Source organism: Streptomyces sp. NPDC051561, from assembly GCF_044454195.1.
In the GTDB taxonomy this organism is placed as follows: domain Bacteria; phylum Actinomycetota; class Actinomycetes; order Streptomycetales; family Streptomycetaceae; genus Streptomyces.
Window position 1 is genome coordinate 148531 of record NZ_JBITDM010000008.1, and the last position, 14152, is coordinate 162682.

Sequence of the window (14152 nt, forward strand, 5' to 3'; positions counted from 1 at the left end):
CGCCCCCCGAACTGCCCCTTCCTTCCGAGGAGTTGCCTTGACCACCCCCTTCGACCCGTCCCCCGTCCCACCGCCCGAGTGCCCGGCCCACGCCGACGTCGGCGAGTTCGGGCCCGGTGGGCTGCGCCGCCTGTTCGGTCCCGCGCACGAGAAGGACCCGGTCGGCCTGTACGAGAAGCTGCGCGCCGAGCACGGCCCCGTCGCCCCCGTCCTGATCAACCAGGACGTGCCCGCCTGGCTGGTCCTCGGACACAGCGAGAACCTCCACATGACCCGCACCCCGTCCCTGTACTCCCGGGACTCGCGGCGCTGGCGGCTGATCCAGGACGGCACGGTCGGCATGACCAACCCGCTCGCGCCGATCTTCACGTACCAGCCGATCTGCGTCTTCGCGGACGGTGCGGAGCACGAACGGCAGCGCGGTGCGGTCACCGACTCCATCGCCCGGATCGACCACCGGGGGGTGCGGCGCTTCATCAACCGGTTCAGTAACCGGCTGGTCAACGACTTCTGCGAGGCCGGGCACGCGGACCTGGTCGGCCGGTTCGCCGAGCACCTGCCGATGATGGTGATGTGCCAGATCCTCGGTATGCCCGAGGAGTACGACGAGCAGCTGGTGCAGTCCGCCCGCGACATGATCAAGGGCACCGAGACCGCGATCGCGAGCAACGAGTACGTGATGGCGGCCCTGTTCCGGCTGGTCACCCGCCGCCGGGCGGAACCGAGGGACGACTTCGCGACCTGGATGGTGGAGCATCCGGCGGCTCTGGGCGACGACGAGATCGCTCAGCACCTGCGCCTGGTGCTGATCGCCGCGTACGAGACGACCGCCAATCTGATCGCCAACGTGCTGCGCATGGTACTGACCGACCCGCGCTTCCGCGCCCAGCTCAGCGGTGGTCACATGACGCTGCCGGAGGCGGTCGAGCAGACGCTGTGGGACGAGCCCCCGTTCACCGCGATCCTTGGCCGGTGGGCGGCCGGGGACTCCGAACTCGGCGGGCAGAAGATCAAGGCCGGTGACGCCCTGATCGTCGGGATCGCCCCGGCCAATGTGGACCCGGTGGTACGTCCCGACCCGTCGGCCTCCATGCAGGGCAACCGCGCCCACCTGGCGTTCAGTGGCGGACCCCACGAGTGCCCGGGCCAGGACATCGGCCGCGCCATCGCCGACACCGGCGTCGACGCCCTGCTGATGCGTCTGCCGGACATTCAGCTCGCCGTCGAGGAGCACGAGTTGCGGTACCGGAGCACGCTGATGGCCCGGCACCTGATCGAGCTACCGGTGGCGTTCGCGCCGCGCCCGCAGCAGGAGGTGTCCGGTCCGCCGGCCCCGGCCCCGCGCAATGCGCCGCGCCAGGAGTGGCAGGTCAACTCGCCCGCGCGAAACGGCGCACAGCCGTCCGTGACCGCCCAGCCGCTCCCCGCCCAGCCGCTCCCCGCTCAGACGGCCGCCCCGATGGCGGCGCAACCCGGTCCGGTGCCGCAGGCGCCCGGTACCGAGCCGCCCGCCGTCACCCTTCCGCAGCAGAGGCGGGGCTCCGCCCCGGTGCGGGCGTGGCGGGCGCTGGTGACCTGGTGGCGCGGCTACTAGAGGTCGCACCGAACCGGTTTGCGGACGCACGGGCTCCGTCGCGCCCGCCCAGGTGTGCGGCGGAGCCCTCCGCACACCCGAGCCCTTGTCCCGGTGCCCCGCCCGACGGTGTGTCGGAGTGTGCGGCGCGGGGTGTCACGCGGCGTGTCGGACCAGTGGGCGTTCCGCCTCCAGTTGGTCCCACCACCAGGAGATCGCCGGGAGGGGCAGTGCCTCGCCGCTGTCGTCGGCCGGGCGGTGCTTCCACCAGCCGGTCGGGCGGACCGTGACACCGGGTGCGGGCGGCACCTTGTAGCGCGGGCACCGGGACGCCCAGTCGAGGTGTCCGCGCACGAACTGCCCCAGGTCGTGGACGTAGCGCCGCACTTCGGCCCCGCCCTCCCGCAGCACCTGCTCGCGCAGCCGCAGGAAGAGGACCATGACGCGGTCGCGCATCTCGACGGCCCGTTCCAGCGCCTGCGGGGTGCTGCACCCGAGTTCGTGGCGCAGTACGTCGATCAGGTTGAGGTCGTCGTCGGCGCGCAGCAGTTCCTTGTTGCGGGAGTAGAGGTCGTTGTCCCAGCTGACCAGGGTCCAGGTGATTTCGGTGAGGGCCCGCACCCGGGGGTCCTCCATGTCCTCGTCGGGCACTGAGTATCCGGCGACGATCTCCATCATGGCGGTGGAGGGGGCCATGCCGATGGCCCGCATCCACAGGCTGACGTAGTCGTCGAGCGCGGGCAGCCCGGGGGCGCGCCGGCAGTGCGCCTCCCAGACCAGGCCCGAGGTGTAGACCCGCATGGCGTCGACCCAGCGGCGCAGTTGCCGGGGCGTGGCGTAGGTCTCCAGTTCCTGGCGGAGTGCGCGCAGGGCTGCGGCGTGTCGTGACTCACCGGGCGCGGGCACACCGGGCGCTTCCACGGCACGCATTATTCGGGAGGTCTCCTGGGCGAGCTGGCCCGCGGTCGGCTGGGCCTCGTCGCAGACGCCGTCGTCGAGCGAGAACAGTACGGCGTGGAACTTCGCCATCAGGGTGAGCGGTGCCAGGCTGCCGTACGGCATGGTCGACGCGGTGAGGCCGCCGAAGTCGCAGAGCGCGAGGCGCCGGCGCTGATCCGGATCGCTGTCGAGGTCCTGCCGGAACATCCAGTCGACGGTCAGCTCGTTCAGCACCCGTGCCGCCGGATGTGCGGCGGCGGGCACCGGACAGTAGAACGGAATGGTGGGCAGTTGCTGAATCAGCCGGTGATCCGACGCGACAGTCATGGGTTTTCTCCCTGGAGTCCAGGTTTACACCTGCGGTGCGGGGTTCTGCTCCGTACTGGGGCCTATATGCCCATGCCCGATCGTCAATAACAATGCAACTGCCCATCACCTGACTCAAGTTGAGCGCCGGTTGTTCGCACTCGTCGGTCTGGCGCAAATCGCTCCGGGAACGCGCGCCGGTTGATCTGCGGGAGGCGGGCGGGACCACCGTGGCGGATCTTTGCGCGTGCACCCCTCGTCGGGGGGCACCAGAATCGTCCGGAATTCGACGGTTCAGGGCGGGAACAGGAGTACGGGACGAGGTTGGCGGCCGGATAGTGCCTACTCCCGGATCCGCCGGCACATCTGGCGGATTTCACCCTTGCTCCCAGCGCCATGTTCGATATCTGATGCCCCTTACCGGCGGTGGCTCTGCCCGCCCGCGCCCTGCCTGCGCCTCATCGTGCGCCGGTTGCGCTGCCGCGATCCCCCGAATTGAATTCCGCTCGCGTTCGAATACGCATGAGGCATTGCGCTTATGCGTGACGAATATGCGGCACCCGTGGCCGACGATTGCACCGAGGGTGAGCGTCAACAGAGCGACGCCGTGCCGCGCCTCTCTCAGGCTCTCCCGAACCACGTTTCGGCGACCGATTCCCAGGTGTGTTCGGGCGGTGCGGGGAGCTCGCGGAAGTACCGGGTGAAGTTGGAGTAGACGTGCAGCAGGGCGTACGCGAGAAGGTGGCAGGGGTCGAACTCACGGCCGTACGCCTTCTGGAAGCGGCCCATCAGTCCCGGATCTCCGCGGGTGAGGAAGAGTCCGACGGCGACCAGGTCGTACGCCGCGTCCCCGATCATGGCGGGCTCGAAGTCGAAGAGTCCCGTGAGCCGCCAGGTCCGCGGGTCCACGACGAGGTGCTGGCGCATGAGTTCGGTGTGCAGCAGCACGCCGGGGGCGGCGGTCGGCAGGTCGACCGAGTCGAGGAAGCCGTCGATACGCGTGGCCCACCCCTCGGGCAGCTCGCGGGTCCGCTGCCGCTCGACAGCGCCCGTCCGCTGCCGGGCGAGGAAGGCGTTCCAGTCGCCGGGGCCCAGCACGTCGGCGAGCGGGGCGGGATCGAGGGCGTGCAGCGCGGAGAGCGCCTCGCCGGCCTCGGTGACCAGGCGTTCGCGGTCGGCGACGGGGATGCGGGGCCAGACCTGCGAGAGGTCCTCGCCGGGGAGTTGGGACATCAGGACGTAGTGCCAGCCCTCACCGAAGGTGCCGGAGGCGTGCAGGGCGGGGGTGCGGACCGGAAGCCTGCCCTGGAGGTGGGCCAGCACCCGGGCCTCGACAACACCTTCGGCGGCGTCGCAGGTGGGGAACAGTTTGAGGGCGTGCGTGGCGCCGACCGCGTAGACGGGCACGGAGCCCCCGGAGTAGCGGGTCAGGGGCGCCCCGGCCAGACCCAGCCGGGAGCAGAGGTGCCCCGCCGCCGGGCGTACGAGCGCTTCGTCGGGGACGACGGCGTCCCACTCCTCATCGGTGTTCACCTGCGGCAGCATGCGCGGACGATAAGCCGATGATCGGCCCGGCCGCCATTGATTTCTGGGGTGCTTGCGCTACGCTGCCCGCCAGCTTTGACCGCATTTGCGCCATTTCTATCGTCGTTGACTGCCCCTTGGAGGTTGCCTTGCAGCCCAGCCGCTCTCGCTCCGGCCGCTCGCGCTCCGGGCCACGCTCCCGCCGCCGCCTCGCCCTCGCCGCACTGCTGGTGGCCTCGCTCGCCGTGGGCCCACTGCCCGCGACGGCGGATGCTCCGGCGCCGTACACCCTCGCGCACGACAGCACGCTGTCCCCGGCTGCACGGATGGCCCCGGGGACCAATCTGCTGGTGGTCGGGATCGACCGGCGGTCCGGGCTGACGCCGCAACAGAAGCAGCGGCTGTTCGTCAACGGGAAGGAGTGCGACTGCACGGACGTGATGATGCTGGTGCATCTCGCCGAGGACGGGAAGCGGCTGAGTGTGGTCTCCCTCCCCCGCGACTCCTACGTGCGGTTCGCTCCGCACGACCATCCGCAGCACTCCGGCAAGATCAACGGTGCCTTCCAGCACGGCGGGCCCGATCTGGCGGTACGTACCGTGGAGCGGGCCACCGGGATCCGTGTCGACCACTACCTGGAGACCGGATTTGAGGACTTCGCCACGGCGGTCGACCGTCTCGGCGGGGCGAAGGTGTGCACCGACCGTCTCCTTGAGGACCCCAAGTCAGGGCTGCGTCTGCCGCCCGGGACCCATCTGCTGGACGGGCCCGGGGCGCTTCGGTACGCGCGGGCCAGGAAGGTTTCACCGCCCGGCGACCTGGGGCGGGTGCGCCGCCAGCAGCGGGTGCTCCTCGGCATGATCGACCGGCTGTCGGCTGCGGGTGTCTTCAAGGATCCGATGGCTCTCGCGGGTGCGGCACAGGCACTGCTTCCGCAGCTGCGTACGGACGCCGGCACGGGCCTCTCGACGCTGTTCTCGATCGGCTGGCAGCTGCGCGAACTCAGCCCCGCACAGCTGGAGTTCGCGACGGTGCCGATGTCGGCGTTCGACCACCGGGTGGCGCAGTGGGGGTCGACCCTGCTGTGGGACGACGCGCGGGCGGCCCGGCTGTTCTCGGCGCTGCGGGAGGACCGGCCGATCACGCAGGAGCTCAGTCTGCAGGCGGTGCCGGTGGCGATGGCGCCGAGCACGGTGCCGGTGCGGGTGGACGATCCCGATGTGGCGGAGGGGCTGCGCCGCAGCGGCTTCGACGTGACGAAGGCTCAGGCGCCGCTGGTACGGGCCGAGGGGCCGACCGTGATCACCTACGACCCGTACTGGGACCGGTACGCTTCCACGCTGGCCGCCGCCCTGCCCGGCGCGAAACTCAACCCGGTGGCGGGTCACGGCCATGTGTTCCAGGTGAAGGTGGGCAACGGCGGGCGTCAGGTGGCGGAGGTGACGTACGACCGGAGCATGGTGGAGGGGGCACCGTCGACCGGGGAGCAGTTGCGCTGCCCGTAGCGGCGCGGAGGGGCGGGTCGACACCGCTTGTCGGGACCGGAGACGGCGGGTAGGAATGGGTGCCATGACGACTCTCGGTGTGGTGTTCCGTCCCCAGTTGGCCCCGGAGAAGCTGCGTCCGCTGGCGCGGACGGCGGACGCGGCGGGGCTCGATGAACTGTGGCTCTGGGAGGACTGCTTCCTGGAGAGCGGTGTCGCCGCCGCGTCCGCCGCGCTGGCGTGGACGGAGCGGCTGCATGTGGGGGTCGGGCTGCTGCCGGTTCCGCTGCGCAATGTGGCGCTGGCGTCCATGGAGGCGGCCACTCTGCACCGGCTGTTCCCCGGCCGGGTGACGCTGGCGGTCGGGCACGGGGTGCAGCACTGGATGGGGCAGGTGGGGGCGCGGCCCGCGTCGCCGCTGACCCTGCTGCGTGAGCATCTGACGGCGATGCGGGCGCTGCTGCACGGCGAGCAGGTGAGCACCGAAGGGGAGTACGTGCGGCTCGACAAGGTGGCGTTGGACTGGCCGCCGCACGAGGCGCCGCCGCTGTTCGCAGGGGGTGTTGGGCCCAGGACCCTGCGGCTGACCGGCGAGGCGGCGGACGGCACCGTACTGGACGCGTCGACCTCGGCGCAGGGTGTGCGCCAGGCACGTCGGCTGATCGAGGAGGGGCGGGCGGCGGCGGGCCGGACGGCGGACGGCGGACATCGGGTCGTGGTGTATCTGCTGGCGGCCACCGGGTCCGGGGCCGCCGAGCGGGTGCGGGCCGAACTGGCCTCGGACCGGCGGGAGTTGCCGCTGGATCTCGGGGTGTCGGGGGACGCGGAGGCGGTGGCCGACGCGGTCCGGGAACTGGCGGAGGCGGGGGCGGACACGGTGGTGTTGCAGCCGACGGCGGACGAGGTGGATCCGGAGGGGTTCGTGCGGTTCGCGGCGGACGAGGTACGGCCGTTGCTGGGCTAGCCGGAGCCGGAGGGGGTGTGGCCGGCCGGCGGCCCAGCCGGTCCACCACGGCCGTCGGCCGACCACTCTCGTCTTCTTGACGATAAAGGGGTCGCCCTCTTATCGTCTTCATGACGAGAAAAAGGGGGGCCTTCCTCATGGCCGACATCACCCGCCGCTTCGGTTGGCGCCACCTGCGTTCCGCACCCACCGCCCATGTCCGCCACCACAAGCACGGCAAGCTCGTCCATGACGGCCCGGGCCTCAGCTTCTGGTTCCGGTCACTGACCGCCGCACTGTCCGAAGTGCCGGTCAGTGACCGGGAGTTGGCGATGGCGTTCCATGCCCGCACGGCGGACTTCCAGGACGTCACCCTGCAGGCCACCGTGACGTACCGGATCAGCGACCCCGCCACCGCCGCCGCCCGCCTCGACTTCTCCGTCGACCCGGACACCGGTGCCTGGCGCGGCTCCCCGCTGGAGCAGCTGGCGACCCTGCTCACCGAGACCGCACAGCAGCACGCACTGGACACGCTGGCCCGGATTCCCCTGTCGGAAGCACTGGTTGACGGGGTGGGCGCGGTTCGGGAACGGATCGCGTCCGGTCTCGCGGCGGAGCCCCGGCTGCCCGCCACCGGCATCGAGGTCGTCGCGGTGCGGGTGGTGGCGATCCGCCCCGAGGCGGATGTGGAGCGGGCGCTGCGCACCCCCGCGCGGGAGCAGATCCAGCAGGAGGCGGACCGGGCGACGTACCAGCGGCGGGCCGTCGCCGTCGAGCGCGAGCGCGCCATCGCCGAGAACGAACTCGCCAGCAAGATCGAGCTGGCGCGGCGCGAGGAGCAGTTGGTGGACCAGCGCGGCACCAACGCCCGCCGGGAGGCCGAGGAGCTGGCGGCCGCCGATGGCGTACAGGCGGAGGCTCAGGCGGCGCGGACCGTACGGCTCGCACGCGCCGAGGCCGAGGCGGCGCGCGAGGTCGGCGAGGCACGGGCCCACGCACAGGCGGCCTGGCTGCGGGTGCACGGCGAGGTCGACCCGGCGACGCTGCACGCCCTGGCCGCCACCCGGCTCGCGGAGAACGTGCCGCGCATCGAGAGCCTGACGCTGTCGCCCGATGTGCTGACCGGGCTGCTCGCCCGGCTGGGCCGCGGTGGCGGGGACCCGTCGTGAGTCTCGCGCCCCGGGCGGTGCTGGTCCATCGCACCAGTGAGTACGAGGAGTTGCTGGCCCGGCACGGCACGCGGGGCCAGGCCGAGTTCTTCCTCTCCTCGCGGGGGCGCGCGCTTCGCGAGGTGGAGGAGCGGCACCACCGGACGCGGCGGGCGCTGGCCGCGGTGTCGGGGGCGGTGCCGTTGCAGTGGCGGCAGGCGCGGGTGGAGCGGGCGGATCTGGACCGGTTTCTGTTCGGGCCCGAGGATGTCGTGGTGGTGGTCGGGCAGGACGGGCTGGTCGCCAACACCGCCAAGTACCTTGAAGGGCAGGTGGTATTGGGCATCGACACCGATCCGGGCCGGAACCCCGGGGTGCTGGTGCGCCACCGGGCCGCCGACGCGGCGAAGTTGTTGGACTCCGCCGTGACGGGCGGCCGTACCGACGACCTGACCATGGTGGAGGCGGTCGCCGACGACACCCAGCGGCTGCTCGCCCTCAATGAGATCTACTTCGGACCGCCCTCCCACCAGACCGCCCGCTACCGCATCGGCCCCGACGCCGAGGGGGCTGTCGCCGAGACCCAGGCGTCGTCCGGGGTCCTGGTGGGCACCGGCACGGGCGCCACCGGGTGGCTGCGGTCGGTGTGGCTGGAGCGCGGCTCGTCGCTGCCCCTGCCGAAGCCCGGCCATGCCCGGCTGCTGTGGTTCGTACGGGAGGCCTGGCCCTCGCCCGGCACCGGAACCACCCTGGTGGAAGGGGCACTTGACGGTGAAGCGCGGCTGCGGCTGACCGTGGAGTCCGACCGGCTGGTCGCCTTCGGTGACGGGATGGAGGCGGACGCGCTGGAGCTGACCTGGGGGCAGACGGTGCGGGTGGGGCGGTCACGGACGGCGCTGCGACTGCTGGGCTGAGGGCCTGTGCCCGAGGCCTCCCCCACGCGCGGCTTCGCGCGGCGCGGGTCATCCGGTGAATTCGCGCGGCGCGGTCACCCGGTGAAGGGCAGCCCCGCGTAGTTCTCCGCGAGTTCGGCGGCGGCGTGCCCGCAGGAGGCGATCCGGTCCAGCTGGGAGAGCTGGAGGCGGGTCTGGAAGGGGGACTGTTCCGGGTCCGTGTGCAGGGTCGTCGTCATGAAGTACGAGAAGTGTTCGGCCCGCCAGACGCGGCGCAGGGCGGCGTCCGAGTAGGCGTCGAGCAGATCGGACGATCCGGTGGTACGGAGCCGGGTGAACGCCTCGGCGAGGCGGACCACGTCGGCGGCGGCCAGGTTGAGCCCCTTGGCGCCGGTCGGCGGGACGATGTGCGCGGCGTCGCCTGCGAGGAACACCCGCCCGTACCGCATCGGCTCGGTGACGTAACTCCGCATCGGCAGCACGGACTTGGCGGTGACGGGCCCGCGCTCCAGCTTCCAGCCGGGGTCGGCGGTGGTGGAGAAGCGGGTGTCCAGCTCGTCCCAGATCCGTTCGTCGGACCAGTCGGCGGGGTCGGTGCCGTTCGGAACCTGGAGGTAGAGGCGGCTGACGGTGGGCGAGCGCATGCTGGCGAGCGCGAAGCCGCGGTCGTGGTGGGCGTAGATCAGCTCGTCGTAGACCGGGCGGGCGTCGGCGAGGATACCGAGCCAGGAGTAGGGGTAGGTCCGCTCGTACGTCGTGCGCACCGACTCGGGAACCGCCCGGCGCGTCACCCCGTGGAAGCCGTCGCAGCCGACGACGTAGTCACAGGTGAGGGTCTGCTCGCGGCCCTCGTGCCGGTAGTGGACGGTGGGGCGGTCGGTGTCGGCGCCCGCCACCGAGGTGACCTCCGCCTCGAACAACAGAGGTCCGCCGTCGGCGAGTTGGAGGGCGACCAGGTCCTTCACGACCTCCGTCTGGGCGTACACCATGACGCGGCGCCCGCCGGTGAGGGCGGGGAAGTCGAGGCGGTGGGCGCGACCGTCGAAGCGCAGTTCGATGCCGTCGTGCGGCATGCCCTCGCGGTCCATGCGCGTGCCGGCTCCGGCGGAGCGGAGGATGTCGATGGTGCCCTGTTCGAGGATTCCGGCGCGCTGGCGCTGCTCGACGTAGGGGCGGTCGCGGCTTTCCAGGACGACGCTGTCGATGCCCGCGTTGTGCAGGAGACGGGCGAGGAGGAGACCTGCGGGGCCGCCGCCGATGATGCCGACTGTGGTGTGCATGGGGTCAGTTGTCCGTTTCACTCAAGACGTGGTGGGCGATGCCGAAGGCGGCGTTGGCGGCGGGGACACCGCAGTAGACGGCGGACTGGAGGAGGACTTCGCCGATCTCCTCGTGGCTGAGTCCGTTGCGAACGGCGGCGCGGACGTGCAGGGCGAGTTCCTCGTGATGGCCGCCCGCGACGAGCGCGGTGAGGGTGATGCAGCTGCGGGTGCGCCGGTCGAGCGTGTCGCCGGTCCAGATCTCGCCCCAGGCGTAGCGGGTGATGAAGTCCTGGAAGCGGGCGGTGAAGGGGGTGGTACGGGCGACGGCGCGGTCGACATGCGCGTCGCCGAGGACTTCGCGGCGTACCGCCATGCCGTTGGCGTGGGTGCGCGCGCGGCTGTCGGGAGTGGTGAAGTGGCCCTGGAGGGCGGCGAGTACGGGCTGCGGGCGTTCCACATTGGCGAGGTGTCCGGCGTGCGGAAGCTCGGTGAGGGCGGCGTCGGGGATGTGGTCGGCGAGGTGGCGGGCGTCGGCGGGCGGGGTGGCCCGGTCCTCGCGTCCGGCGACGATCAGGGTCGGGGCGGTGATCCTGCCGAGTTCTTCGCGCAGGTCGAAGGCGGCGAGCGCGTCGCAGCAGGCGGCGTACGCGGCCGGGTCGGCGCCGCGCTGGTCCGCACGCAGCGCCTCGACCGCGTCGCCCGCGAAGCCGGGCGTGAACCAGCGGGCGGGTGCGCTCTCCACGAGTGGCGCGGTGCCTTCGCGGCGTACCAGCTCGGCGCGCTCCGCCCACGTTCCGGGGGTCCCGAACCGTGCAGACGAGCAGACCAGGGCCAGCGAGTCCACGCGCTGCGGATGATGGAGGGCGAGCCAGGTGCCGACCGCGCCGCCGAGGGAGATTCCGGCGTAGGAGAACCGCTCGATGCCGAGCGAGTCGGCGAGGGCGAGCACCAGGCGACCGAGGTCGGCGACGGTTGCCCCCTCCTGGAGGAGGGAGGCGGCGGATCCGCCGTGGCCCGGCAGGTCCCACCTGATGACCCTGAACTGCCCAGCAAGCGCGGGCACTTGCGCGTCCCATACGGCGAGCGAGGTGCCGAGGGAGGGACCGAGGAGGAGTGGTGGTGCGCCGGCGGGGCCGTCGGCACGGTGGTGCAGGAGGGGCTGGTTCATCGGGGGTCCCGGGGGGAGGGGCGGGTGCGGGGTCGGGGGTGGCGGGACAGGGCCCGGTCGGTGAGGGCCGGGGCCGAGCCCAGATAGAGGGCGGGGTCCAGGAGTTGGCGGAGTGCGCCGGATTCCGGGAGGTCGCCGGCCTCCGGCTGGTGCCGCAGGGCCTCGGCGAGGTCCGTGCCGTGTTCGGCGGCGTACTGAGAGGCTCTGGACAGCAGGTCCTTGGAGGTGGCGCGGCCGAGCAGGGGGGTCAGGACCGCGCTGAGGCGCTCGGAGGCGATGAGGCCGCCGGTGCGGTGGAGGTTCTCCCGCATGCGGTCGGGGTGCACCACCAGTCCGGCACAGAGTTCCGCAGCGTCGCGGGCAGCGCCGCCGGTGAGCCGCAGCGCGTCGCGCAGGGGCTGCCATTCGGCGTGCCAGGCGCCTGCCGGGCGTTCGTCCTCGGCGGCCAGGGAACCGTGGAGCACGGCGGCCAGAGCCGGTACCTGGCGGGCGGTGGCAGCGATCAGGGTGGCCCTGACGGGGTTGCTCTTGTGCGGCATCGCGGAGGAGCCACCCCCGGACCCTTCGGCCAGTTCGCCGATCTCGGTACGGGAGAGGACCAGTACGTCGGCGGCGAGCTTGCCGAGTGCACCCGCGGTGAAGGCGAGTGCACCGGCCAGGTCGGCGACCGGGGTACGGAGCGTGTGCCAGGGCAACTCGGGTGCGGCGAGGCCCAGTTCGGCGGCGAAGGCTTCGGCGAGGCGCAACGGGCCTTCGGAGCCGAGGGGCGCCGCGCCGGCGGTGTCGGGGGCCGTCCCGGCCGTACGGAATGCCGACGCCGCACCGGATACCTCCGCCGTGCCGGATACAGACGTCGTACCGGATACAGACGTCGTACCGAACGCCTGCGCCGTACCGAACGCCACCGCCTCACCGAAGGCCGCCAGGGTCCCTGCGGCGCCTCCCAGTTGAGCCGGCAGTGACTTCCGTACCCGGCTCACCCGCTCGTGCGCGTCCAGTACCAGCGCTCGCCAGCCCGCCGCCTTCAGGCCGAAGGTGGTCGGGACCGCGTGCTGGGTGAGAGTGCGGCCGGGCATGGGGGTGGCACGGTGTTCGGCGGACAGTTCGGCGAGCCTGGAGGCGACCTGCTCCAGGTCCGCGGTCAGCAGGTCCAGCGTCCGTGCCGCGAGCAACATCAGGGCGGTGTCGAGGATGTCCTGGCTGGTTGCTCCCCGGTGCACGAACTCGGCGTCGGCAGGGGAGAGTTGGGACACTTCCGCGGTGAGGTCGGCCACCAGCGGGATGACCGGATTGCCACCCGCCCTGGCCCGCAGCGCCAGGGTGCGCACGTCATAGCGCGCACGCCCCGCGTCCGCCGCCTCCGTGACCGTTTCCGCCGCGGCGGCGGGGGCGGCCCCGAGCCGGGCCTGGGCCCGGGTCAGCGCCGCCTCGGCGTCGAGCATCGCCTGGAGCAAGGCGGTGTCGCCGGTGGCCGCCTCGGCGGGGCTGCCCGCCGCCACCGGGGCGAAGAGGCCCGGGGAACTCTCAGCGGAAGTCAAGGAACACCGTTTCCCGCTCCCCCTGGAGCCGGATGTCGAACCGTCGTGTTCCGTCCTCACCGGACCGGGCGAGCAGGGTGGCCCGCCGCTCGTCGGGGAGAGCGGCCAGCGCGGGGTCGGTCACCCCGTCCGTGAAGTACGCCCGTGTGTACAGGTGGTGCATCAGTCCGCGCGCGAAGACGCAGACGCAGAGGTACGGGGCGCCGGCCGGCGGGGCCAGGGTGCGGACCGCCCAGTGGCCGTCCGCGTCCGTCGCCACGCGTCCGAAGCCGGTGAAGTCGACGCCGTTGCGGCCGAGGAAGCCGCCGGTCACCGGGTCACGGCGGAGCGATCCCGGCAGTCCGGCGAGGGAGCCGTCGGGGGCCGCCTGCCAGGTCTCGATCACCGCGTCGGGGACGGGCGCACCGGCCCCGTCGTAGACGTACCCGTGGACGGTCACCGTGGCCGGGTGTCCGGCCGGGGCGATGTCGCCGCCCCCGGTGAAGGGCAGGGCGTACCCGTAGAACGGGCCGACGGTCTGGGACGGGGTGGGCGGGTAGGGGGCCGCTTGCCCCCGGGGCGCGGGCACGGTGGTGGCCATCAGTGGTCCTCCTCGGGGTCAGGCAGGGTGGCGGCCGGGCCGTCGAGGGTGATGTCCCAGCGGTAGCCGAGCGACCACTCGGGCCGGGAGAGGGTGTGGTCGTAGGCGGCGACCAGGCGGTCGCGGGCGGCCTGGTCGGTGACGGACTGGAGGATCGGGTCGTACGGGAAGAGCGGGTCGCCGGGGAAGTACATCTGGGTGATCAGGCGCTGGGTGAAGGCGGTGCCGAAGAGGGAGAAGTGGAGGTGCGCGGGGCGCCAGGCGTTGGTGTGGTTGCGCCAGGGGTAGGCGCCCGGCTTGACGGTGGTGAAGGAGTAGTTGCCCTGATCGTCCGTCAGGCACCGTCCGACACCGGTGAAGTTGGGGTCGAGCGGGGCGGGGTGCTGGTCGCGCTGGTGGGCGTACCGGCCGGAGGCGTTGGCCTGCCAGAGTTCGACGAGCTGGCCGCGTACCGGGCGGCCGTCGCGGTCGAGGACCCGGCCGCCGACGGTGATGCGTTCGCCGAGCGGCTCGCCCTGGTGCTGTCGGGTGAGGTCGGCGTCGAGGTCGGTGACGTCGGTGACACCGAAGACGGGTCCGTACAGTTCGGCGGCCTCCGGGTCGCCGTCGCCGGTCAGGGCGACCAGCGGCTGCCGCGGGTGGCGCAGCACGCTGCTGCGGTACGGGGTGAAGTCGCGCGGCGGGTGGTGCGGGGCGCTCGCCCCGTCGGCGACGGCCTTGGCTACGGCGGAGTGCCGGTCGGCTATCTCCGCGCTGATCTGTTGCTGCGTCAGCTCAGGTGTGGACATGGGTGG

The 14152-nt window shown here is 72.3% G+C and carries 12 protein-coding genes; 5 read left to right on the forward strand and 7 right to left on the reverse strand.

From position 1 onward, the window contains the following. The first annotated feature begins 37 nt into the window (after window positions 1-37). Window positions 38-1594 (forward strand): cytochrome P450, encoded by a 1557-nt coding sequence (locus tag ACIA73_RS20070; protein ID WP_399439942.1) that lies wholly within the window; start codon window positions 38-40, stop codon window positions 1592-1594. A 135-nt stretch (window positions 1595-1729) separates the two neighbouring features. Here the strand turns inward: ACIA73_RS20070 and ACIA73_RS20075 are convergent, their stop codons facing one another. Both ACIA73_RS20075 and ACIA73_RS20080 read right to left on the reverse strand, forming a co-directional pair. After that, window positions 1730-2839, reverse strand: coding sequence for a hypothetical protein (locus ACIA73_RS20075; protein ID WP_399439944.1), 1110 nt, complete (start codon window positions 2837-2839; stop codon window positions 1730-1732). A 600-nt stretch (window positions 2840-3439) separates the two neighbouring features. Further along, the gene (locus ACIA73_RS20080) at window positions 3440-4363 is read right to left on the reverse strand and encodes a phosphotransferase family protein (protein ID WP_399439945.1); all 924 of its coding nucleotides are present in this window, start codon (window positions 4361-4363) and stop codon (window positions 3440-3442) included. 128 nt (window positions 4364-4491) lie between these two features. Between ACIA73_RS20080 and ACIA73_RS20085 the strand changes: the two genes are divergently transcribed. The 4 genes from ACIA73_RS20085 to ACIA73_RS20100 all read left to right on the forward strand — a co-directional run bounded on the left by ACIA73_RS20085 (window position 4492) and on the right by ACIA73_RS20100 (window position 8831). Next, entirely contained in the window at window positions 4492-5847 is a 1356-nt protein-coding gene (locus ACIA73_RS20085; protein WP_399439946.1) for an LCP family protein, read from the forward strand. 64 nt (window positions 5848-5911) lie between these two features. Next, complete coding sequence (locus ACIA73_RS20090; RefSeq protein ID WP_399439947.1) at window positions 5912-6790, forward strand: LLM class flavin-dependent oxidoreductase; 879 nt, start codon at window positions 5912-5914, stop codon at window positions 6788-6790. Between the two features lie 137 nt (window positions 6791-6927). After that, window positions 6928-7938 carry an SPFH domain-containing protein gene (locus tag ACIA73_RS20095; protein ID WP_399439948.1) on the forward strand — a complete coding sequence of 337 codons (1011 nt, stop codon included), beginning with the start codon at window positions 6928-6930 and terminating at the stop codon, window positions 7936-7938. After that, complete coding sequence (locus ACIA73_RS20100) at window positions 7935-8831, forward strand: hypothetical protein (protein WP_399439949.1); 897 nt, start codon at window positions 7935-7937, stop codon at window positions 8829-8831. The genes ACIA73_RS20095 and ACIA73_RS20100 overlap by 4 nt, the downstream gene beginning before the upstream one ends. 74 nt (window positions 8832-8905) lie before the next feature. Here ACIA73_RS20100 and ACIA73_RS20105 read toward each other — a convergent pair whose 3' ends face one another. From ACIA73_RS20105 to pcaH, 5 genes are read right to left on the reverse strand one after another with little or no spacing between them, the layout of a single operon-like run. Beyond that, window positions 8906-10090: a 4-hydroxybenzoate 3-monooxygenase gene (locus ACIA73_RS20105; protein ID WP_399439950.1), complete on the reverse strand. Its 1185-nt coding sequence runs from the start codon at window positions 10088-10090 to the stop codon at window positions 8906-8908. Window positions 10091-10094: 4 nt separating this feature from the next. After that, on the reverse strand, window positions 10095-11240 hold the full coding sequence (pcaD, locus tag ACIA73_RS20110; protein ID WP_399439951.1) for a 3-oxoadipate enol-lactonase: 1146 nt from the start codon (window positions 11238-11240) through the stop codon (window positions 10095-10097). Then, window positions 11237-12778 carry an adenylosuccinate lyase family protein gene (locus ACIA73_RS20115; protein WP_399439952.1) on the reverse strand — a complete coding sequence of 514 codons (1542 nt, stop codon included), beginning with the start codon at window positions 12776-12778 and terminating at the stop codon, window positions 11237-11239. The genes pcaD and ACIA73_RS20115 overlap by 4 nt, the downstream gene beginning before the upstream one ends. Then, window positions 12765-13358, reverse strand: a complete 594-nt coding sequence (gene pcaG, locus ACIA73_RS20120) for a protocatechuate 3,4-dioxygenase subunit alpha (RefSeq protein ID WP_399439953.1) — start codon at window positions 13356-13358, stop codon at window positions 12765-12767. The genes ACIA73_RS20115 and pcaG overlap by 14 nt, the downstream gene beginning before the upstream one ends. Next, window positions 13358-14146: a protocatechuate 3,4-dioxygenase subunit beta gene (pcaH, locus tag ACIA73_RS20125; RefSeq protein ID WP_399439954.1), complete on the reverse strand. Its 789-nt coding sequence runs from the start codon at window positions 14144-14146 to the stop codon at window positions 13358-13360. Before pcaH ends, pcaG begins: the two co-directional genes overlap by 1 nt. Between the last annotated feature and the right edge of the window lie 6 nt (window positions 14147-14152).

Bases quoted from the DNA above. Each gene is read 5' to 3' on its own strand.
- ACIA73_RS20105 (WP_399439950.1), bottom strand. From the start codon at position 10,090: ATGCACACCACAGTCGGCATCATCGGCGGCGGCCCCGCAGGTCTCCTC.
- ACIA73_RS20090 (WP_399439947.1), top strand. From the start codon at position 5,912: ATGACGACTCTCGGTGTGGTGTTCCGTCCCCAGTTGGCCCCGGAGAAG.
- ACIA73_RS20095 (WP_399439948.1), top strand. From the start codon at position 6,928: ATGGCCGACATCACCCGCCGCTTCGGTTGGCGCCACCTGCGTTCCGCA.
- pcaH (WP_399439954.1), bottom strand. From the start codon at position 14,146: ATGTCCACACCTGAGCTGACGCAGCAACAGATCAGCGCGGAGATAGCC.
- ACIA73_RS20080 (WP_399439945.1), bottom strand. From the start codon at position 4,363: ATGCTGCCGCAGGTGAACACCGATGAGGAGTGGGACGCCGTCGTCCCC.
- pcaG (WP_399439953.1), bottom strand. From the start codon at position 13,358: ATGGCCACCACCGTGCCCGCGCCCCGGGGGCAAGCGGCCCCCTACCCG.
- pcaD (WP_399439951.1), bottom strand. From the start codon at position 11,240: ATGAACCAGCCCCTCCTGCACCACCGTGCCGACGGCCCCGCCGGCGCA.
- ACIA73_RS20075 (WP_399439944.1), bottom strand. From the start codon at position 2,839: ATGACTGTCGCGTCGGATCACCGGCTGATTCAGCAACTGCCCACCATT.